General features: G+C 54.2%; 15 protein-coding genes. 10 read left to right on the top strand and 5 right to left on the bottom strand.

Translation table 11 applies throughout. From position 1 onward, the window contains the following. The first annotated feature begins 101 nt into the window (after window positions 1-101). Window positions 102-563 carry a tRNA (cytidine(34)-2'-O)-methyltransferase gene (locus tag ACZ5BI_RS04260; protein ID WP_278605563.1) on the top strand — a complete coding sequence of 154 codons (462 nt, stop codon included), beginning with the start codon at window positions 102-104 and terminating at the stop codon, window positions 561-563. On the opposite strand, the gene ACZ5BI_RS04255 is transcribed toward ACZ5BI_RS04260, so the two are convergent. After that, window positions 560-1000 (bottom strand): hypothetical protein, encoded by a 441-nt coding sequence (locus ACZ5BI_RS04255; protein WP_464896727.1) that lies wholly within the window; start codon window positions 998-1000, stop codon window positions 560-562. The genes ACZ5BI_RS04260 and ACZ5BI_RS04255 overlap by 4 nt on opposite strands. A gap of 285 nt (window positions 1001-1285) precedes the next feature. Between ACZ5BI_RS04255 and lpdA the strand changes: the two genes are divergently transcribed. Together lpdA and sucB are read left to right on the top strand one after the other, a co-directional pair. Continuing rightward, the gene (gene lpdA / locus ACZ5BI_RS04250) at window positions 1286-2653 is read left to right on the top strand and encodes a dihydrolipoyl dehydrogenase (protein WP_464896726.1); all 1368 of its coding nucleotides are present in this window, start codon (window positions 1286-1288) and stop codon (window positions 2651-2653) included. Between the two features lie 24 nt (window positions 2654-2677). Then, window positions 2678-4615 carry a 2-oxoglutarate dehydrogenase, E2 component, dihydrolipoamide succinyltransferase gene (gene sucB / locus ACZ5BI_RS04245; RefSeq protein ID WP_464896725.1) on the top strand — a complete coding sequence of 646 codons (1938 nt, stop codon included), beginning with the start codon at window positions 2678-2680 and terminating at the stop codon, window positions 4613-4615. Between the two features lie 201 nt (window positions 4616-4816). Here the strand turns inward: sucB and ACZ5BI_RS04240 are convergent, their stop codons facing one another. Continuing rightward, window positions 4817-5839, bottom strand: a complete 1023-nt coding sequence (locus tag ACZ5BI_RS04240) for an RNase H family protein (RefSeq protein WP_464896724.1) — start codon at window positions 5837-5839, stop codon at window positions 4817-4819. Window positions 5840-5895: 56 nt separating this feature from the next. After that, window positions 5896-7590: a bifunctional folylpolyglutamate synthase/dihydrofolate synthase gene (locus ACZ5BI_RS04235; protein ID WP_464896723.1), complete on the bottom strand. Its 1695-nt coding sequence runs from the start codon at window positions 7588-7590 to the stop codon at window positions 5896-5898. A 232-nt stretch (window positions 7591-7822) separates the two neighbouring features. On the opposite strand from ACZ5BI_RS04235, the gene ACZ5BI_RS04230 reads away from it, so the two are divergent. From ACZ5BI_RS04230 to ACZ5BI_RS04220, 3 genes are read left to right on the top strand one after another with little or no spacing between them, the layout of a single operon-like run. After that, window positions 7823-9397 (top strand): xylulokinase, encoded by a 1575-nt coding sequence (locus tag ACZ5BI_RS04230; protein WP_464896722.1) that lies wholly within the window; start codon window positions 7823-7825, stop codon window positions 9395-9397. Window positions 9398-9412: 15 nt separating this feature from the next. Beyond that, complete coding sequence (locus tag ACZ5BI_RS04225; RefSeq protein WP_464896721.1) at window positions 9413-10459, top strand: NAD(P)H-dependent glycerol-3-phosphate dehydrogenase; 1047 nt, start codon at window positions 9413-9415, stop codon at window positions 10457-10459. After that, window positions 10452-11231, top strand: coding sequence for a DeoR/GlpR family DNA-binding transcription regulator (locus tag ACZ5BI_RS04220; protein WP_464896720.1), 780 nt, complete (start codon window positions 10452-10454; stop codon window positions 11229-11231). The genes ACZ5BI_RS04225 and ACZ5BI_RS04220 overlap by 8 nt, the downstream gene beginning before the upstream one ends. Before the next feature lie 96 nt (window positions 11232-11327). Here the strand turns inward: ACZ5BI_RS04220 and ileS are convergent, their stop codons facing one another. Next, on the bottom strand, window positions 11328-14597 hold the full coding sequence (gene ileS / locus ACZ5BI_RS04215; RefSeq protein ID WP_464896779.1) for an isoleucine--tRNA ligase: 3270 nt from the start codon (window positions 14595-14597) through the stop codon (window positions 11328-11330). 281 nt (window positions 14598-14878) lie between these two features. Between ileS and proC the strand changes: the two genes are divergently transcribed. From proC to ACZ5BI_RS04200, 3 genes are all read left to right on the top strand, one after another. Continuing rightward, window positions 14879-15694, top strand: coding sequence for a pyrroline-5-carboxylate reductase (gene proC / locus ACZ5BI_RS04210; RefSeq protein WP_464896719.1), 816 nt, complete (start codon window positions 14879-14881; stop codon window positions 15692-15694). Between the two features lie 94 nt (window positions 15695-15788). Further along, window positions 15789-16115: a YciI family protein gene (locus ACZ5BI_RS04205; protein WP_238128127.1), complete on the top strand. Its 327-nt coding sequence runs from the start codon at window positions 15789-15791 to the stop codon at window positions 16113-16115. Window positions 16116-16223: 108 nt separating this feature from the next. Then, window positions 16224-17192: a bile acid:sodium symporter family protein gene (locus tag ACZ5BI_RS04200; protein WP_464896718.1), complete on the top strand. Its 969-nt coding sequence runs from the start codon at window positions 16224-16226 to the stop codon at window positions 17190-17192. An 89-nt stretch (window positions 17193-17281) separates the two neighbouring features. On the opposite strand, the gene aspS is transcribed toward ACZ5BI_RS04200, so the two are convergent. Then, window positions 17282-19066, bottom strand: coding sequence for an aspartate--tRNA ligase (aspS, locus tag ACZ5BI_RS04195; RefSeq protein WP_464896717.1), 1785 nt, complete (start codon window positions 19064-19066; stop codon window positions 17282-17284). A 261-nt stretch (window positions 19067-19327) separates the two neighbouring features. Between aspS and ACZ5BI_RS04190 the strand changes: the two genes are divergently transcribed. Beyond that, on the top strand, window positions 19328-21109 hold the full coding sequence (locus tag ACZ5BI_RS04190; RefSeq protein ID WP_464896778.1) for a DEAD/DEAH box helicase: 1782 nt from the start codon (window positions 19328-19330) through the stop codon (window positions 21107-21109). Window positions 21110-21213: the final 104 nt, after the last annotated feature.

Here is a 21213-nt window from a genome sequence, read left to right as displayed (position 1 = left end):
CTCCAGGCTACGTGAATAGCCCCGCTTAGGCAGCATAATCACGAACCGATACCCGCACCCGGATTGTTTCGCGAACACCAAAAAGATCTAGAATCGAGGGCGTGTTGCATTTGATCTATTTCGAGCCGCGGATTCCGGGAAATACCGGAGCTGCTATCCGCTTATCCGCCTGCACCGGCACCCTATTACACCTGGTAGAACCGCTTTGTTTCGACATGGATGACACAAAGCTCAAACGCGCGGGACTCGACTACCACGACCTCGCACACGTGAAAGTACACCCTAATCTAGAGGACGCCCTCGCCGAAATACCGGGACAGATTCACGCTTTTACCGGGCATTCTTCTCTTCAGTTTCAAGAGGTTTCTTATGGGAGCGAGGACGGACTGTTATTTGGCCCCGAACCTACTGGTCTCCCGGAGGATGTTATGAAACATCCTCGCATAGCTAACCTGGTGCGGATCCCGATGGTGCCGCACTTGCGTTCATTAAACCTAACCATTTCGGCTTCAATCGGCCTGTATGAAGCCCTCAGGCAAAACTCTTACCCGAATCTAGTTTAATTACTATTCCCGGGGCGCATTGGGGACGACACTATCAGCCAGACCAAAGTTAGCGCCGTTAAAATAGCGGGGAAATAATAATAGGCCTGCCCCCAGTTATACAGCAGCTGCGCGCTATCTAGGTGCGCAGACGAGAAGGCAAAAGCAAATAGCACCAGCAGCAAAGCTTCGATCCCAGTGAGCGTCCAGGCAAGTAGGCGCATCCGCCGGCCGTTATGAATCACCGCGATCGATAAAACAATCCAATGCGCCACGTTTGCCAGTGACAACATAGCCAGCCCATATCCGGCAGAACCAGAGGCCGGCAGGGTGGAAAACTCGTGGAACAGCGCAACCACCGCGAACACCACTAAGAGTGCCATGAAGATACGTCCCCCTCCCCAAGAGGCGGTGCGCGGATCTTTATGGGACGGCTGCGCAGACTCAGATGCTGACAATATCTTCTCCGGATTTTTACGGTAGGTGTCTTTAGATTCTACCGGTACTAGTCGCCACCCCCCTCCACTCTCACCCCAAGCTCAATAATATTTATGTATTCTCCTTCACATTTTTTCGCCATCTTTAGAAAGAGCGTAATTCCACCGTGCGTTTGCTATTCAAAAATGAAACAATGTTTGCAGGTGTCTGTAAATGTGCCGGCAGGGATAAACCTTTGGGTAAGGTTCTTGCCTCGCCCGGTCATGGCCAGACATAGCCGTGCTTTTATCAAGGAGAACATCACAATGACGAGCACCTATGACATTGTAGTCTTGGGCGCAGGCAGCGGTGGATACGCTACCGCCTTGCGCGCTTCCCAACTGGGAATGAAAGTCGCCCTCATCGAGGGGGACAAAGTGGGCGGCACCTGCCTCCACCGGGGCTGCATCCCGACCAAGGCAATGTTGCACGTGGCAGAAACCGTGGATGCCATCAAAGAAGCCTCTCGTCTGGGCGTAAAAGCCACCTTTGACGGCGTTGATATGAACGAGGTGGGGCGATTCCGGGACAAGACCATTTCTCGCTTATACAAGGGACTACAGGGGCTGGTGAAATCCCGCAAGATCGACTACATCCAAGGATGGGGTCGAGTGGTCAGCGCCAATACTGTCCAGGTTGGCGACCAGACTTACCAAGGGAAAAACCTGGTACTCGCTACCGGCTCTTATTCGAAGTCTCTGCCCGGTCTGGAAATCGAGGGGCGAGTGATCACTTCCGATCAGGCGCTGCAACTTGATTGGGTTCCCAACAAGGCAGTGGTGCTCGGCGGCGGAGTTATCGGAATCGAGTTCGCGAGCCTGTGGGCTTCCCTGGGCACCGAGGTAACCGTGATTGAAGGCTTGCCTCATTTAGCTAATAACGAGGACGCCTCCATTTCTAAGGGTCTAGAGCGGGCATTCCGTAGCCGCGGTATCACCTTCAAGACCGGCACCATGTTCGATTCAGTTACCCAAACTGGTAACTCGGTGCAGGTTAAAACCCAGTCAGGCGATACTTTTGATGCCGACCTGCTGCTGGTAGCCGTGGGACGCGGTCCGCGCACCCAAGACATGGGATTTGAACAAATCGGGGTAAATATTGATCGCGGTTTTATCCCGGTAGATGAACACTTGATGACTAACGTTCCCGGGGTATATGCCGTTGGCGATATTGTTCCCGGTCTACAGCTGGCGCATCGTGGTTTCGCGCAAGGGATTTTCCTGGCCGAATACTTAGGTGGTCTGGATCCTCAGCCCTTGGTAGAGCCCAATATTCCGCGGGTCACTTTCTGTGAACCCGAGATCGCTTCGGTTGGTTTAACGCAGACGCAAGCGGAAGAAAAATTCGGCAAAGACCAGGTGAAAGTTACCGAATACAATCTGGCCGGCAACGGCAAATCCCAGATTCTGGGCACTGGCGGAATCATTAAACTGGTGGCGCAAAAAGACGGCCCGATCGTAGGGTTCCATGCCCTAGGAAAACGGGTAGGCGAACTGGTTGGTGAAGGCCAGCTTATGGTCAACTGGGAGGCCTTCCCGGAAGATTTGGCGGCTCTAGTACACACCCACCCCACCCAAGATGAAGCAATTGGTGAAGCTGGAATGGCTCTTGCCGGCAAACCCTTACATTCCTAAGGTCCAGAAAGGTAGATTAATAACATGGCACAAGATATTGAGATGCCCGCTCTGGGCGAATCGGTAACCGAAGGTACAGTTTCTCGCTGGTTAAAGAAGGTTGGGGATCAGGTAGCAGTAGATGAACCGCTACTGGAGGTTTCCACCGACAAGGTTGACTCTGAAGTTCCCTCTCCCATCGCGGGGGTGATCACCGAAATTTTGATGGAAGAGGATGAAACCGTAGACGTAGGAACGGTAGTTTGCCGGGTAGGTGAAGCAAGCGAAGTTGGCGCGGATGCCCCTGCTAGCTCGCCAGCACCTCAGACACAAGACACTCCTGCTCCCTCTATCCCGGCGACTCCCCCGATGCCGGAAACCCCGGCAGGTGACGGACAAGCCGTGGAAATGCCGGCTCTAGGCGAATCGGTAACCGAGGGCACCGTTTCTCGCTGGCTGAAGAAAGTCGGCGACCGAGTAGAGGTGGACGAGCCCTTATTGGAAGTGTCCACTGACAAAGTTGATTCGGAAGTGCCTTCCCCGATCGCCGGGGTAGTCACTGAGATTTTGGTACAAGAGGATGAAACCGTAGATGTGGGCACCGTGCTTTGCCGCGTAGGCAATAGCGCGGCGGCTCCGGCTCAAAGCAGCGCACCCGCCGCACCGGCTGCGTCCCCCACCCCCGCGGCACCTGCTGCTCCGGCAGCTCCTGCGGTTCCCCCGGCTCCCTCCCTGCCGGACAATCTGGAAGAACTACCGGGTGCGGGCATTCCGTCTTCTATCAAACGCGAGGGCGACCATCACGTAGTCCAATGGGCTTACCCGCAGGTACACACCGGTTATCCGGGTACGATGACTGCCCAGGGACAGGTGGTACCACCCTCCGATAATCTTCCCGCAGCTCCGGTCGCTCCGGCGGCTCCCAAAGCTGAGGCAGCTCCAGCCGCGCCGCAGCCACCGGCAGCTCCTCCGGCTCCCGCTGCGCCTAAGGCGCCGGCGGCTCCGACACCTCCAGCCACCCCCTCACAGCCAGAGGACAAACCGCAGGCAGCCAAGCAGGTAAGCGGCGGTTACGTAACTCCGATCGTACGCAAGCTAGCGCGCGAAAAGGGAGTAGATATTTCCACCCTTAAAGGCAGTGGCGTAGGCGGGCGGATCCGGCGCGAGGACGTGTTGGCAGCTGCGCAGAAACCGCAAACGGCACCGGCAGCAGCTCCGGAAGTGCCCGCAGCTCCGCTACCTCCGATCGAGCCGGCGCAAGAACGGGGCAAGACCGAGAAACTATCCCGGATGCGCCAAACTATCGCCAAGCACATGATGAATTCGCTGGCCTCCACCGCGCAGCTAACTACGGTGGTAGAGGTGGACGTTACCCGGATCGCAAATCTGCGAGCGCGCGCCAAAGACTCTTTTGCGCAGCGAGAAGGCACCAAGTTGTCCTTCTTGCCCTTCTTTGTGAAAGCGGCCGTGGAAGCCCTGAAGGCACATCCGAAGATCAACTCGCGGGTAAATGACGAAACCAACGAGGTCACCTACTTTGATCACGAAAACGTAGGTATCGCGGTTGACTCGGAGAAGGGTCTGATGGTTCCGGTTATCAAGAACTGTGGCGATCTGACGATCGCGGCTATTGCCCGCAAGATCAACGAGCTGGCCGCGAAAGTTCGCGACGGTTCTATCAGTATTGATGAAATGTCTGGCGGTACTTTCTCGATTACCAATACTGGTTCGCGTGGCGCCCTCTTCGATACGCCGGTAGTTAACTACCCGGAGGAAGCGATTTTGGGACTGGGCACGATTGTGCGCCGGCCGATGGTAGTGAAAGATTCTGAAGGAAACGACACTATTGCGGTGCGTTCCCTGGTGTACCTGGCGCTATCTTATGACCACCGTCTAATCGACGGCGCGGATGCAGCTCGTTACCTGACTACGGTAAAGAAGCGCCTAGAAGAAGGCGACTTCTCTGCCGAGGTTGGACTGTAGGATCTCTAACTAGCTAAAAGTTAATATTCCTGCTAATGTTCTTTGGCTCCGGGAAACCCGGAGCCAAAGAACATTTTTATACCTTCATTTTCAGTAAAAATGGGCATTTACCCGTAAACACATGAACCACCCCAATTATTGACGAGGTTATTTAACCCCCATAAATCCGGGAGAATCCCCCTCCAAGAACCGCAACCGCAGTTACATCCCAAAAATATCGGGGGGACGCTTGGTGATCTGCTGAAAAATCATGCGTGCCTGATTGTTTTGGTAACGAATCCAAATCCAGGACTGCACCGAATCGGAATCAAAATAGATAACCTGTGCGGTGTGAGGACCTAGCTCGCGTACCTCTACTTCCGAGGGCGAAGGCGGAGCCTCTGCCAAGAGAGCCGCGGCCTCGGTTCGGGAAATGGGAACCCCCAGTTCCCCGATCGACATAAAATCCGGATGCATCAATTCCCTAATTCTTACCCGATCCGCACTGGCACAATACTTTTGAAAACGCAGATCCTCGTCTCTTACTACCTGGGTGATAGCCCGTAAATTGGCGGCGGCTCCCCGCGCGGGAGATCCTAATCCCCCAACGCCGACCGGCCCCGAATTGGGGCCTTCCCGCCAGGAAGTTCCCGTCTGCGGGCTCTGAGGATTGCGGGGAAGCTTGGTGACGTTATCGGGAATATTTTCCTCGACCTTCGGCATTGGGCATTCGCTAACCACTAAACCCTCTAGGTTCTGCCGGTAATTGCCGCTGAGCAGTTCGGGGCTAATCCCTGGACCTAGGTTTATTTCTTTGCCGTCACGGTGGGCATAAACCACTTCGCGCGCGTAAATATGTGCCTGCGTCAACAGAGCTTGTTCTTTAGAGCCTGCACAGGCAACTTGCAAAGATTTCCCTTCCAGAAAACGATCAATATTACGAATAATAGAAAGATCAGTAACCGGCATTCCATCGAGTTTCTGCCAGTCGTTACTGCGCCATTTATGCCGCCAAGTTTGCAGCACTGCCGCTACATATTCGGAAGAAGTGAAAATAACCAGCGGTTCATTAACCTGGTTACAGCGACGAACAAAAGAAAAAACCGCTCGAAATTGGGCTTGCGTTATCGATGCGGAATCCTCCTCGTATCCGCACGCCCAATTGTCTTGGTCAATCACCCATGCCCAACCCACTAGGTTAGCTTCTGCAAGCATATAGGCGTCGACTGCTACGGTTAAAGTCACCTTGATATCTTTTCACATTTACTTAGAGATTGCTTACTACTTGCATAGTTCTGGGCTTAATGGGAAGTATTTTCCGGTTTTATCCGGGCGGAGAGCAACTGGCGAGCTTGCCCCGCCAAAACTACAGAACCAAATATTACGATCCCGACCGCGTCAGCGGGAAGATTTCCTTCTTCGGTTAACGAGACCGCTTGATCTACCGCGTCTAGCAGGTTAGGAGCCGCAAAAGTTTGTTCGGCGCCGAAGACTTCTCCCGCGATTTTCGCCAGTTCCACCGGTTCCATGGCGCGTTCGCCCTCCATCGGCAAAGTCACCACGGCATCTAGCAACGGCTCCATTTCCGCGAGGATACCTTCCACATTTTTATCTCCCATAGCCGAGAAAACGCCCACTACTTTTTGGAATCCGAACGCGTCCTCAATCCCAGATCTAAGTGCCGCTGCCCCTGCCGGATTATGCGCCGCATCTACGACAACCGTAGGAGAGCCTCCCAATACCTCCAGGCGCCCGGGGGAGCGTGCCGCATCGAGGCCGGCTGCCAACACTTCCTCGGAAAGTGCTTTACCTGCCCCCAGCGCTTCGACTGCCGTTATTGCCAGGGCAGCGTTTACCGCCTGATGACTACCAAAGAGCGGCAGGTAGAGATCTTGATAGGTGGCTGCCGGCGTGGTCAGGGTGAATACCTGTCCCCCAACCGCCATTTTCTGCTCCCTAACTTGGAAGTCCTCACCATATAGACGCAAGGTGGCATTTTTTTCCTGGCACGCCTGCCGAATTACCTGGAGTGCTTCGTCGGCTTGCGGGGCGCAAATAACGGTGGCACCTGGTCGGATAATCCCTGCCTTTTCCTGGGCGATCTGCGTCAGCGTATCCCCTAACCATTTTTCATGATCAAAGGAAATCGGACAGATAACCTGCACCGCACTGTCGAGGACATTGGTGGAATCCCAGCGTCCCCCCATCCCCACTTCGATTACTCCCACATCGATAGGGGCGGCAGCAAAGGCTTGAAAAGCCAAAGCGGTTAGATATTCAAAGAAAGAAAGATGTCCTTGACCGGCGCTTTCGCCCTCTTTATCGGCGAGGGCGATAATCGGTTCTACGTCCTGATTGGCTTGCAAGAATGCCTGGGCCCTGATCGGTTCCCCGTCAATCGAGATTCTCTCCCGCACGCTCACCAGGTGTGGAGAGGTAAAACGCCCTACCCGCAGGCCCTGGGTACTTAAGAGACTGTCAGCGATCCGCGCAGTAGAGGTTTTCCCGTTGGTGCCAGCTATATGCAAACTGGGATAAGACAGCTGCGGGTCAGAAAGATAGTCGAGGGCGCGCTCGATCCGGGCTTTAGTTGGCGAAATATTATGTTCAGGGCGCCTAGAAAGAATGCGGGCATAGACTTGAGCCACCTCGAAATCCGCTTGCAAGGATTCATCCGAAGTCGGCGAATCCGCTGCCGTTGCAGGTGCGGAACTGTCGCGGCCATTGTCTGCGTTTTCTTCGTCTTTTGCGGCTTCCGGGTCTGCGAGCTCCTCGGGCAAAACTATCCCGCCCGCTTGCAGTGCCGCCCGCAGGCGCTCACTGTCTTGCTGATCTGCTAAGTTATCGCTGATTGGTAAATCGATACGTTCTTGCCGGTCGGCTTCCACAAGATAGGGCAATAGCTCGGGATCTATCCCTCCGCTCTCGCCGTGAGCGTTTTTCGCAATCTCTTCGTACGGGTTGACCTGGCGTTCTTGACCGTCTTGACTTTGCACTTGCTCCCCCTTTTCAGCTCATATCCTACTGAGGGATCGACCGCCCTCCCAACTTTTACCCCTTCTTGCCTAAAACCATCCGTTTTCTGCCTCCCGTAAGCAGACAAAATCTCCTAGCGCCAAGGATTTAACAGGATAACTGTTAAATAAAACAATAAAACTGTTGTATTATCGACATTTGTTAGCTACCCTGGAACTGTCGGCTTCCACATTCGAAGGAGAATGCAAAAACATGACGAAAGAACACCGCCGCCTCTCCGAAGGCCCTTTGGTAGTAGCGATTGACTCTTCCACTACCTCCTCAAAAGCTATTTTGGTAGATGCTTCTGGAACCGTATGGCATACCGCCAAACGCAATATCCAGCTACACACCCCCGCTATGGATCACTATGAACACAATCCTTTGCGCTGGTGGGAAAGCGTTTACGCCGTAATCGGCGAAGTGCTCTCCAAGATAAGTACCAAGGATCGCGAACGCGTAGCCGCCATCGGCATCACCCATCAGCGCGAATCTTTCGCCCCCTTCGATAAAGATGGCCGCCCCCTAAGAAACGGAATTTTGTGGCTAGATGGGCGTGCCACCGATCAGATCCGTAAATACGGCAGCGAACACATTCATCAACTATCCGGTAAACCTGCCGGGGTTACCCCTGGCATCTACAAAATGGCCTGGGTTAAAGAAAATGAACCCGAAGTTTTCAAAAAAGCCCATAAAGTGGTGGAAGTCCACGGCTATATTGCCTTCCGCCTAATCGGAAAATGGGTATCCTCGCAAGCCGCCACCGACTCTCTGGGGCTATTCGATGTCCAAAAACGCGACTATGCCCCCGAACTTTTAGAGATAGCCGGAGTCACCCGGGAACAGATGGCCGATCTGGTTGAGCCCTCCAAACCTATGGGAACCCTATTGCCGGATCTAGCAGCCGAATGGGGCATTAAAGAAGTCCCTATTATTGCTGGACTGGGCGATGGACAAGCCGCCGGGATCGGGGCGGCAGCTACCAGCCCGGAAATCGCGTTCCTCAATCTGGGCACCGCGGTGAACGCAGGCGTGGAATCCCCCGAATATCGCTACGACCCGGTATTCCGCACCCACGTTTCCGGAATTCCCGGGAACTATGTGTTTGAAGTATTGCAGTCCTCCGGATCCTACCTGGCAGGTTGGTTCCGGGAGGCTCTAGGCGACCCCAAACTACTGGGCGAGCCAGATCCCGCCCTTGATGATGCTGCCTCCCAGATTCCGCCGGGCTGTGAAGGCTTGATCACCTTGCCCTACTGGAATGCAGTCCAAAGCCCCTACTGGGATTCGGTAGCCCGCGGAGCAGTAGTTGGCTGGCGCGGCACCCACTCGCGCGCCCATATGTATCGTTCGATTTTAGAGTCGATCGGCTTTGAAATGCGTTTGAACCTGGATTCGATCGAAAAGGGTACCGGAGTCAAACTCGAAGGCCTGCGCGCCATGGGCGGGGGTACCCGTTCGAAACTATGGCGCCAGATAATGTCGGATTGCACCGGATTGCCGATCACCGTTTGCCTCGAAGATGAAATTTCAGCCCTGGGGGCTGCGGTACTGGCGATGGCCTCCACCGGGGTTTACGGCACGAATGATGTCGCCACCGCCGCTGGCAAGATGGCGCACTATGGCGAAACCATTGAACCGAACATGCAGCTACACCAGCGTTACCAGGAAGTAGCCAGCGTGCAGCGTAAACTCTATCCCCGCCTACAAGACATTTTTGAAGATTTGCACAACTTGTCACGCAAGTATCCATCCACTAGGCCCGAGTCCCCAGCGGCCGAGCTATAAGAGAAAAGAGAAAAAATGAGTGTTATTACTGTTCTAGGCGCGGGCGCTATGGGCTCTGCCCTGTGTACTCCGGTTGCCGATGCGGGCTGGGAGGTGCGCCTGTGGGGAACTTGGCTAGACGATCATCTACTGGATGCAGTCGAGGCCGGAAAACCCCATCCGCGTACCAAGGAACCCCTGGCTAAAGGAGTCAAAACCTATCGTAGCGACCAGCTTGCAGAAGCCCTAGAAGGCGCGAACGTGGTAGTCATGTCAGTGGCCTCCGTCGGAGTCCCCAAGATTACCGAAATGGCACTGGAGGGAATGTCCAAGGCCGATGCCATCTGGTTGACTTCTAAAGGGTTCTGCCCCGATGAAAATGGGATTATCGAACAGCTACCGACTGCTATTCGCCGGATAGGGAAAGAAAATGGCTATGAAAACTTGCCCCCGATCGTAGCGATTGCCGGGCCGGTTAAAGCCAATGAATGCGCCGGACGCAAGCCCACTGCCACTATCTTTGGTTGTAAGGATCTGGCGGTAGCCAAGAAATATGCCACCGAAGCCTGCACCGAAAACTACGCTATCGAATACAGTGATGATGAAGTCGGAGTCGAGATTTGCGCTCCGATGAAGAACGTGTATGCGATCGCCCTGGGGATAGCCGACGGTCTAGAAGAAGCTACCGGTATCCCCCACCACAACCTAAAAGCCGCCACGTTCACCCAGGCCGTCAAAGAAATGTCGCTGCTGGGACAGTCTCAAGGCGCCAAGATGGAAACCGCTTTCGGTTTGCCCGGAGTCGGCGACCTGGAAGTTACCGGCCTGTCGGGGCGTAACAAAGTCTACGGTGTGCGACTAGGACGAGGCGAAAACCCGAGAGAGGCACTGGCGGAAATGGATCGCCTGGAGCAAACCGTCGAAGGGGTACCGGCTGCCGCTTTGGCCGCCAAGTTTGTGGAGCAACACGCTAGAGAAATCAAAGATCAACTGCCGCTACTGGCAGCGGTTAACCAGATTTTGGAATCGGAAGATCTGGCGGTTAAGGACGTAGTAGCTAAAGCGGTGCTACCTCGTGTCTGAGAGTACTAAAGCCACTCCCGCCTCGCGTCAGCAGCTGATTTTACAGCAGGTGGCGCGAGGTGGTTCGGTGCGGGTAGAAGAGCTGGCCGCCAAGCTGGGCGTGTCGGAAATGACGGTCTACCGCGATATTGCAGAGCTAGAAAAAAGCGATTTAGTGCAGCTAAACCGTAAAGAGATAACTGCCGCCGAATCTTCGCTTATCGAGGCCTCGGCACGTCTAAGAATCGCAACCAACGCGGCTACCAAGAACGAGATTTCCCGCTTATCTAGACAGTTTTTGCGCAGCGGGATGTCGGTGGCGCTAGATGATTCCTCAACCAATCTTCCGCTAGTAGAGAATCTGGAGTCCCTAGCTCCGCTGACTGTGATTACTAATGCCGAGTTCCTGGCGCAACGGGTGCGACAGCAAAAGGGGGTGCGCCTAATCTTGCTGGGAGGCACCTATGAGGCGTGGGCGGATTCTTATTTCGGGGATTTAACTGAGCTCGCCGTCAGCCAGTTAAACATTGATCTCTGCCTCATGTCAGCCACCGCGATTAATCATGGTTATTGTTTCCACCCCGATCAACAGGTAACCAAATTTAAACGCGCCCTCCTGGCCGCTTCGCGGCGGAAAATTCTGGTAGCAGATGCTTCAAAGTTCCGCCGGTCTGCCCTATTTAAAGTAGGTCCCCTCAGTGACTTCAATGCTGCGATTGTAGACAGAGATACCCCGGATTGGGCGCACACCGAACTTAAAGATAGCGGACTAGAGGTGTTAGTCGCAGAATAATCCGCATTGCCTATAGAAAAGTTTCCGCCGGCAACTGGTAGTTGCCGGCGGAAACCGATCTAATAAACAAACTCTTTATTTAAGGTTGATATCCATTTATTCCGTTACCGGATGTACCGCGGTGATGTTAATCTTCACCGCATCATCCGCGCCGGCCTGAACCTTAAGCTCCGTGGCCAAGACTTCATGGGCGATCATCTGCACATGAGCCTGGGCGCTTTGGACTTTTTCTGCGGGAACTTCCAGCACTAACTCGATACGGTCAGAAACATGTAGATCCTGAGATTTACGCTCATCTTGAATAGAGCGAACCAAGTCGCGAGCATAGCCTTCGGCTTCCAACTCGGGGGTAATCTCGGTATCGAGTACCACCACTGCCCCATCACCTAGCACCGTAGCCACCTGGCCATCTTCTACCTCTACCGTGGTAGACAGCGAAAACTGGTCTCCGTTTAAGACAACCGACTCACCATCAACTAGCACCTCGGGGAAGACTACTGTTTCTCCCTCTTCGCGCCACTGGCCAGTTTTTTGCGCCTTAAATAGTTGGGAAGTGGCTTTGCGAATCTCGGGGGCGAAGACTTTCGGATTCAGTTTCAACTGCCGTTGCAATTGCAAACCCGATTCACTAGAAACCTGCAACACCACCTGCTTCACGTTGACTTCCCCGGCGATCAAATCGGAAAAGTCCGCCAGTTGTTGGCTACCATCATCCACAACCGTTAGGGACTGCAACGGTTGACGTACCCGCAAACCATGGGTTTTACGCAGCGAATGCGCCGCCGAAACCACTTCGCGTACCATATCCATAGCCGATACCAAAGCCGCATCATCCACCGTATCCGGGATTACCGGATAGTCGCACAGATGTACCGACTCTCCCCCGATCAGTCCCCGCCAGATTTCTTCACTCACTAGCGGAGCCAGCGGTGCCATCACTCGCATCAAGACTTCTAGGCAGGTGTAAAGCGTATCGTAAGCGGCGGCCTCCTCGTTCCAGAAACGATCACGAGAGGTACGCACATACCAGTTAGTCATCAAATCCAGATACTCACTAACTGCCTCGCAAGCCCCCGGAATATCGTAGCTATCCAGCAGCTCTTTAACATTTTGCGCCAGGTTACGGGTACGTGCCAAGAGGTAGCGGTCCATTACTCCTAGCTGCTCTAGGGTCTTTTCATCCGTTAGATCCAGCGCTTTCGCCTGGTAACCGGCACCTTTATTACAAGAACCAGCATAGAGGGCGAAGAAATAATAGATATTCCAGAGCGGCAAAATCACGTGGCGAACGGTGTCGCGAATCCCCTCGCTCTTTACCACCAGGTTTCCGCCCCGCACCACCGGGGAGGACATTAGGAACCAACGCATCGCATCCGAACCGTAAGTGTCGAACACTTCGTTCACGTCCGGGTAGTTACGCAGCGACTTCGACATTTTACGGCCATCATCGCCCAGCACAATCCCGTGAGAAACACAGGAAGTGAAAGCCGGACGATCAAACAGCGCCGTGGCCAGCACGTGCAGCAGATAGAACCAGCCGCGGGTCTGCCCAATATATTCCACGATGAAATCACCGGGATAGTGATCCTCGAACCATTGCTGATTCTCGAAGGGGTAATGCACCTGCGCATAGGGCATAGATCCGGAATCAAACCAACAGTCCAACACGTCCGGGATCCGCCGCATCATAGATTTACCGGTGGGATCATCCGGGTTAGGACGCACCAAAGTATCAATGAATGGCCGGTGCAGATCTTTAACTTCTACCCCGAAATCTGCTTCTAGTTCCGCGAGCGAACCATAAACATCTACGCGCGGATAGGTAGGGTCATCAGATTTCCATACCGGAATGGGGCTACCCCAGAAACGGTTACGCGAAATCGACCAGTCGCGGGCGCCCTCGAGCCATTTACCGAACTGCCCATCCTTGATATGGTCAGGTACCCAGTCGATCTGTTGGTTTAGTTCCACCATCCGGTCACGAAAGTCAGTAACTTTTACGAACCACGAGGAAACCGGCTTATAGATTAGGGGTTTGCGGCAACGCCAACAGTGCGGATAAGAGTGGACAAAGGACTGTTGGCGCACCAGCACTGCCCGTTTTTCTTTCGGGGTACGCGCCAAGGGGCCTTGGTCGTCCTCGTTACCGAGTCGGAAGTCGCGGATAATCTGCTTATTGGCGTCAAAAATCTGCATGCCCTGATAGTCGCGAACCTCCGCAGTAAACAGCCCGGCATCATCTACCGGGGTCACGGCGTTAATCCCATTAGCGGTTAGCAGGATCATATCGTCCTCGCCGTAGGGAGCCTGGTGCACCAGACCGGTGCCGTCAGTAGTGGTTACAAAGTCTGCCGCCAGCACGTGATAGGCCTTAGCTCCGGGGGTTTCCCCCTCGCCCAGCTGGTCTTTAAAGTAATCGAAAATCGGTTCATAGGAGCGTCCCACCAGCTCAGATCCCGGGTATTCGGCCACGACTTGAGGATCTTCGCCCAGTTCCTTGACGTAGGCAGGAAGCAGGTCACGCGCGATAATAACTTGTTCTCCGGCAACCGGCGACTCTAAATCTGGGTCTACTTGCACGGTTACATAGGTAATCTCGGGACCGACTGCGATTGCCAAGTTAGAGGGCAGCGTCCAAGGGGTAGTGGTCCAAACCAGCGCCAGCTCTCCGGTTTCTAGGCGCAACCCCACAGTCACGGTATTGTCTTGACGATCCTGATAAATATCGTCATCCATTTTGAGTTCGTGGTTCGACAGTGGAGTCTGGTCGTTCCAGCAGTAGGGCAATACCCGGAAACCCTCGTAAGCCAAGCCCTTATCGTAGAGCTGCTTGAACGCCCAGATCACCGACTCCATATAGTTAACATCAAGAGTCTTGTAGTCGTTATCGAAATCTACCCAGCGTGCCTGGCGGGTAACGTATTCTTCCCACTCTTTGGTGTAGCGCAGCACCGATTCCCGGCAAGTCTGGTTAAACTTTTCAATCCCGATACCGTCAGGGCCCTCGATCTCAGATTTGTCTTCAATCTCCAAGATTCGTTCTGCTTCTAACTCGGCCGGCAACCCATGAGTGTCCCAACCAAAGCGCCGCTCCACCCGGTGCCCTTGCATGGTCTGGTAGCGTCCCACCACGTCTTTTACGTATCCAGTCAGCAAATGCCCATAGTGGGGCAAGCCATTAGCAAAGGGAGGGCCGTCATAGAACACGAACTCGTTAGCTCCCGCGTCTCCGGCCTCTCTTTGGGCAATTGACTTGCGGAAAATGTCGTTCTGCTTCCAATATTTCAAAGTCTCTTCCTCTAGCTGGGGGAAAGACGGATTGGCGGAAACATCGCCATCTTTATGCCGCGGATAGTAGCCCACGATAAACCTCACCTATTTCGAGCCGTTACTGCCAGTGCCGGGACGAAGGCTTTCCAGCCCCGCGGTACCACCCCGCTTCACCCAAAATATGAGCCTCATTAACTGCTATTACGGGCTTACCCGTCTGGTTCTACTACCTGCTATCGAGGGTTCTTCCAGAGGCTCCTCGGTGATTGCCGGATCAACGCCACTTCTCAACAGCATAACCCGTTTAGGTATTTCTTTAAATTTTGTCCGCGCTAGGATAAGAACAGTTATTTAAAATCACTTTTTTAGGAGGACGCATGGCGAAGTTAGGGGTTATCGGGGTTGGCGCTATGGGGGGCGCGATTGTGCGCGGCCTACTATCCTCCGGAAAGATGCAGGCAGCAGATATTTTAGCGTTCAACCGTACCCGCGAACGCATGCGCTCTCTCGAGGACAAGTTTTCCCTCCCCATAGCCCCGGACGCCGCCACCGTGGCTAGGCAGGCAAAATACCTACTGTTGGGGGTAAAGCCCTATATGATCGCCCCTCTACTTGATGACTTAGACGACGCCCTCGCGGCAAAACCGGTAGTGATCTCGGTGGCTGCCGGGAAACCGCTAGCTGCCATCGAAGCGCATCTACCGACACAAACCCCGCTTGTGCGGATAATGCCAAATGTAAATGCCCAAATCAACCAGTCCATGTCCGGGATTGCTGCCAACCAGTACGTTAGCGACGAAGCCCTAGCGGAAGTCCGCGCCATGTTTGATGCTATTGGTAAAACTGCGTTGGTACCGGAAGATCATTTTGCTGCCTTTGCCGCCCTTGCCGGGTGTTCGCCTGCCTGGATCTACCGTTTCATTGATGCCCTCGCACAGGCTGGGGTCGCCCACGGTTTTAAGAAAGAGGAAGCCACCCGGATAGTGGCACAAGCAGTAGCTGGTTCAGCACAAAACGTCCTCGAAAATCTGCCCCAAGGTTTAAACCCCCAGGCGTTAGTGGATCAGGTGTGCTCCCCGGCGGGCACCACCGTAGCTGGCCTATTAGCCATGGAAGATGCCGGTTTTTCTGCAGCTGCCCGAACCGCGGTAAATGCGGCGGTAGCCCGGGATCAAGAACTATCGGCGTCCTAACAATCCGCACTTTCAGGTATAACCTGGGGTAAAATAGAAGCAGTGGGTATTTAAAGGCTACTTTCAGATACCATGGCGCAATAGGGAGGTAACGATGACCACTCCAGGACATGAAGATAATCAGGGAATGAGTCTTTACATAGTCCTCTACGACTATGACCCCAAACTTGTGGGACTTAAAAACGAGGTTCGCGCCGATCATCGCGCCTTTATGCACCGACTAAATAGCCTGGGTATGGTACTTTCAACCGGCAGAACCACCAGCTCACAGGATCAGGGATCGCTGACCATCATGCTAGCTCGCGACGCAGAAGAAGCTAAACAGATTTTAGAAGACGACCCCTATGTGCAGGCAGGGATGGTACGAAACATCACGGTGCGGGACTGGTTCCCAGCAGTCGGCACTTTCGCCGATTGCTAGCCCCATTAAAGACCGATTGCTCTTGACATTATTGTCTGACTATCAGGCGAAACCCTCAACCTTTGAGGTAAGTTAGACCACCAGTGCTGTCCCCGGTATCTTGGTTTTGTGAGCGCAAGGCAACGGTTCAGCAGGTTCCTAGATCCCTTTATCCTTTCCATCCTGGTTATTTTGGTGCTCGGGATTCTGATTCCCGTACCTGCGGTGGTGGTTAGCGGCCTGGGATATTTGGGAAACGTCTTAATCGTATTGCTGTTTTTTCTCTACGGAGCGCGCCTTTCTACTAAAGAAATCTGGGAAGGATTAAAGAACTGGCGCCTGCAAGGCGCGGTTGCGATTTCCACCTTCATGCTTTTTCCCTTGCTGGGGGTGGTAATGCACCCGCTGGATCTAAAACTCTTGGGGCCAGTTTTCGCCCTAGGAACCCTCTACTTAACTCTGCTCCCCTCTACGGTGCAGTCCTCGGTAACCTTTACCTCTATTGCCGGCGGTAATATCGCAGGCGCTATTTGTTCTGCCACCATTTCTAATATCGCCGGCATTATTCTCACCCCCGCCCTAGTGTTCATGGTGATGGGTAGATCCAGTGGAATCGAGGCCGCCCGGGTAGTAAATGTGCTGTTGCAACTATTACTGCCTTTTGTTTTAGGGCAGCTAGTGCACCGTTATATCGGTAAGTGGCTAAATCAGCATCGCGCGCTTACCAAAGCCACGGATAACGGCACCATTTTGGCGATCGTAGCCTCCTCTGTTTGCGGAGCCACTGCCGCCGGCCTTTGGCAAAAAATCTCGGCTCTCCAAGTGGGATTATTGCTAGCGCAATGCCTGGTGGTGCTGACGATTATGCTCACCCTCACCTGGAACCTGGGACGCTGGCTGTCCTTAGAGCGTCGCGACCAGATCGTGCTACTAATGTGCGGATCCAAGAAATCCCTGGCTACCGGCCTACCCATGGCCGCCATCATTTTCCCGCCCGCTACCGTAGCGGCAGTGACTATCCCGGTGATTGTATTTCACCAATTCCAGTTACTGGTGTGCGCAGTTTTGGCGCGTCGTCTAGCTGCTAAACCCGCCTAATCTAAGCTGCAAGGTCGGGAAGATATAAACTAAACCGTCCCTACCAGGTCGAAACCAGGTAGGGACGGCAAATACAGTTTTAATCGCGTTTAGTCCTCTTCGTCCTCCGGAACGAAGTCAACCCCACTCTCTTTACGCTGCTCAGGCGTAATAGGTGCCGGAGCATCGGTTAGCGGATCGTAGCCACCCCCGGACTTGGGGAAAGCAATCACGTCGCGAATCGAATCCGCGTGGGTCATCAAAGCGACGATCCGATCCCAACCGAAAGCGATTCCGCCGTGGGGAGGAGCGCCATATTTGAAGGCGTTCAGCAAGAACCCAAACTTTTCTTGGGCGGCCTCCGGCGACAACCCCATCACCTGGAAAATACGTTCCTGTACGTCACGGCGATGGATACGGATAGAACCGCCCCCGATTTCGTTACCGTTAAGCACAATATCGTACGCGTAAGCCAGGGCGTTGCCCGGATCGTCCTCGAAGTGGTCAAGCCATTCCGGTTTAGGAGAAGTAAAAGCATGGTGCACTGCTGTCCAAGCAGAAGCTCCCAGCGCCACATCCCCTTCCGCTTTTGCGGCTGCGGAAGGCTTGAACAGTGGAGCGTCAACCACCCAAACGAACTTCCATTCATTCGGATCCAACAGGTTGCAGCGGGCACCGATTTCTAGGCGCGCTGCCCCCAGCAGGGCGCGGGCTTCATCAATCTTGCCGGCACCAAAGAAGATGCAGTCCCCTGGTTTAGCCCCGGTTGCCTCAGCTAGTCCCTCGCGCTCCGAGTCCGTAAGGTTCTTGGCTACCGGCCCAGAGAGAGTGCCGTCCTCTTCTACCTTTACGTAGGCCAGACCTTTACCGCCGCGCGAACGCGCCCAGTCTTGCCACTTATCGAAAGTACGCCGCGGCTGGGAGGCGCCTCCCGGCATTACCACCCCGCCCACGTAGTCGGCATTGGCAAAGACCCTAAAGGGGGTGTCTTTGAAGTATTCGGTCAAGTCAGTAAGTTCCAGACCAAAACGCAAATCCGGTTTATCAGTGCCAAAGCGCGCCATCGCATCAGCGTAGGTCATATGGGGAATCGGGGTTTCGATATTGACATCAATCAGTTTGAAGATGTTGGTCAGTACCTGTTCAGCGACTTCGATAACGTCCTCTTGCTTAACAAAGCTCATTTCCACGTCCAGCTGGGTAAACTCTGGCTGGCGATCAGCGCGGAAGTCTTCGTCGCGGTAGCAGCGGGCAATCTGATAGTAGCGTTCCATTCCCGCCACCATCAAAAGCTGCTTAAACAGCTGGGGAGACTGCGGCAAGGCATACCATGAGCCCGGGGCGAGGCGAGCTGGAACCAAAAAGTCCCGCGCGCCCTCGGGAGTAGAGCGAGTCAAAGTCGGGGTTTCAATTTCTACGAAACCTAGAGAATCTAAAGTATCGCGAGTGACTTTAGAAACCTGAGAGCGCAAACGCAAACGCTTTTGCATCTCGGGGCGACGCAAATCCAGGTAGCGGTATTTCAGGCGGGCGTCCTCACCAACTTTCCCAGAATCCTCCGCATGTACTGAAACCTGGAAAGGTAGCGCCGCCGCCGGGTTCAATACCTCAACTTCATCGGCGTAAACCTCGATTTCGCCGGTAGGCAGCTCCGGATTCTCGTTACCCTCCGGGCGGGGATGAACCTCGCCTTTAATCCGCAGAACATATTCGCTGCGCAGCTCATGAGCGATTTTCTCGTCATGAATAACTACCTGCGCCACCCCGGAAGCGTCCCGTAAATCAATGAAGCAGACTCCCCCATGATCACGGCGGCGATCCAGCCAACCCGCAAGTTCTACTGTTTGTCCCACCAGGTCGCGGTTTAGACTTCCCGCGTCATGCGTTCTGAGCAATGCTATTCCTTTCCTCATCTAACTGTTAATAGTTTAGCCTCCCGAGCCAGTGGGAGGGATTTCCCGCCGGGGTTGGTGTCGCGTTTCACTGGCTGGGATTTGTTCACTTGCCTGCTACCTCCGGTAACGTTAAAGCGAATAACATTTAAGCAGACAGGCATAAAAATGAGCGAAATAGCCGCAGGGGTAAGTGCGTCCTCTTTTGAATCCCAAACCGATCTGGAAACTGGGGAACTAGACCTAGAAGGTAGCAACGAAAGCATGCAGACAGATCCCGCCGATGAACAGGCGCCTTCCAAAGACGCCTCCTTCTTTTCCGACTTAGGGTTGCCGGAAATTATTTTAGGCACCTTAGCAGATATGGGATTTACCGAGCCCACCCCGATACAGCGGCAAGGCATTCCCCCCTTGATGGCTGGGCGAGACGTAGTCGGGATTGCGCAAACTGGAACCGGGAAAACTGCCGCCTTCGGACTGCCGATTTTGACGGCCTGCGATAAAACCCCGCAGGTACAGGCCTTAATTCTGGCTCCTACCAGGGAGCTGGCAGCCCAGTCCGCTAACGCTCTCACCGACTTTGCGCGCGGGTTAAAACTGAAAATAGTGCCGGTTTATGGAGGCGCCTCCTACGGCCCACAGATTGCGGCTTTGCGTGACGGGGCACAAATCGTAGTCGGCACTCCGGGGCGGATTATAGATTTAATGGAGCGCGGGGAACTAGACTTATCGGCGCTCAAATTCTTCGTCCTAGATGAAGCAGACGAGATGCTGCGCATGGGATTTTCCGAGGACGTGGACCAAATCGCTAGCGGCGCTAACCGGGATGCGATTCGCGCCCTCTTTTCTGCCACTATGCCTCCCGCCATCAAACGGATCGCGGAGCGTCACCTATCCGATCCGGTAGAAATTTCGATCGCGCCGCAATCGTCCACCGTAGAAACGGTAAATCAGACCTATGCGGTAGTGCCTTTCAAATTCAAATCCGAGGCTTTATGCCGCGTTTTAGCCCTCAGTGAGGCCGAGGCTTCCATCGTGTTTGTGCGCACCCGGATCGACGCCGAACAAGTGGGAACCGAACTGCAAAACGCCGGATTCTTAGCGGCCGCTATCAGCGGAGATGTAGCCCAAGCAGAGCGTGAACGGATTGTATCGCGCCTGCGCGAAGGAACCTTAGATGTATTGGTGGCCACTGATGTAGCTGCCCGTGGCTTGGATGTGGAACGCATCGGATTAGTAGTCAACTATGACGTACCGCGCGAAGCCGAAGCCTATGTGCATCGCATTGGCCGCACCGGAAGAGCTGGACGGGAAGGTACCTCCCTCACCTTCTTTACCCCCCGGGAGCGCCCACGCAAACGCGTAATTGAAAAACTGACCGGCGAAAAAATGACCGAAGTATTTATTCCTTCTCCCGACCAAGTAGCGCAGGCACGAGCGAATCGGATGACCGAACAGATTAGCCGGCGCCTTCAAAAAGGGGAAATGGAAGTCTACTACGACGCTATCCAAGATCTAGTAGTGGCAAAAGGTATGGATATTGGGGATGCCGCGGCCGCCCTCCTGGCCTTAGCGAGCGGAGATTTTGGACCAAAGAAACGCAAACTAGAATTCCGGGTTCGCCGGGAAGAAAAAGTAGACGAATTAGGGCGCTTTATCTCCGCCAGTTTCGAAGAAGGCCGCGAAAAAGAAACAGGCAATAGCGCCCGCGGAAAGGGAGCCGCCCGCCGCCACTTCGCCTCTAGTTCTTCTCGGCGCTATCGAGTGGAGGTAGGACGCCGGGATCGGGTAAAACCCGGAGCCATTGTGGGGGCAATCACCGGAGAAGGCGGTCTAAAAGGCGGTGACGTGGGGCATATCGATATTTTGCAGAGTTTCTCGCTAGTAGAGATGGCGCGTCCGCTCTCCCCCGAAACTATCCGTAAGATTGCCAAAGCCCGAGTCTCGGGGCGCACCCTCCGGATGCGTGAGGACGAAGGCCCGGGTAAACATAACGGTAAAAGGCACGGGAAAAAACGCGACTTTAAGCGGAAGCGTCGCGGTTAGCACTACCGATTTTAAAAGCATAGTCCTGGTTAAGCCGCGCTACCGGCTCGGCACTCTCGAGGACGCAGCAGGTTTCGGCTCGCCGATCCTAAAAGACTGGACTA

This window comes from Varibaculum sp. GTC20041 (assembly GCF_055387755.1).
This window is presented reverse-complemented; position numbering and strand designations above follow the sequence as displayed.

What these genes read in the sequence shown, in the direction of transcription:
- lpdA (WP_464896726.1), top strand. Translation starts at nt 1,286, where the DNA reads ATGACGAGCACCTATGACATTGTAGTCTTGGGCGCAGGCAGCGGTGGA.
- sucB (WP_464896725.1), top strand. Translation starts at nt 2,678, where the DNA reads ATGGCACAAGATATTGAGATGCCCGCTCTGGGCGAATCGGTAACCGAA.
- ACZ5BI_RS04230 (WP_464896722.1), top strand. Translation starts at nt 7,823, where the DNA reads ATGACGAAAGAACACCGCCGCCTCTCCGAAGGCCCTTTGGTAGTAGCG.
- ACZ5BI_RS04225 (WP_464896721.1), top strand. Translation starts at nt 9,413, where the DNA reads ATGAGTGTTATTACTGTTCTAGGCGCGGGCGCTATGGGCTCTGCCCTG.
- proC (WP_464896719.1), top strand. Translation starts at nt 14,879, where the DNA reads ATGGCGAAGTTAGGGGTTATCGGGGTTGGCGCTATGGGGGGCGCGATT.
- ACZ5BI_RS04205 (WP_238128127.1), top strand. Translation starts at nt 15,789, where the DNA reads ATGACCACTCCAGGACATGAAGATAATCAGGGAATGAGTCTTTACATA.
- ACZ5BI_RS04190 (WP_464896778.1), top strand. Translation starts at nt 19,328, where the DNA reads ATGCAGACAGATCCCGCCGATGAACAGGCGCCTTCCAAAGACGCCTCC.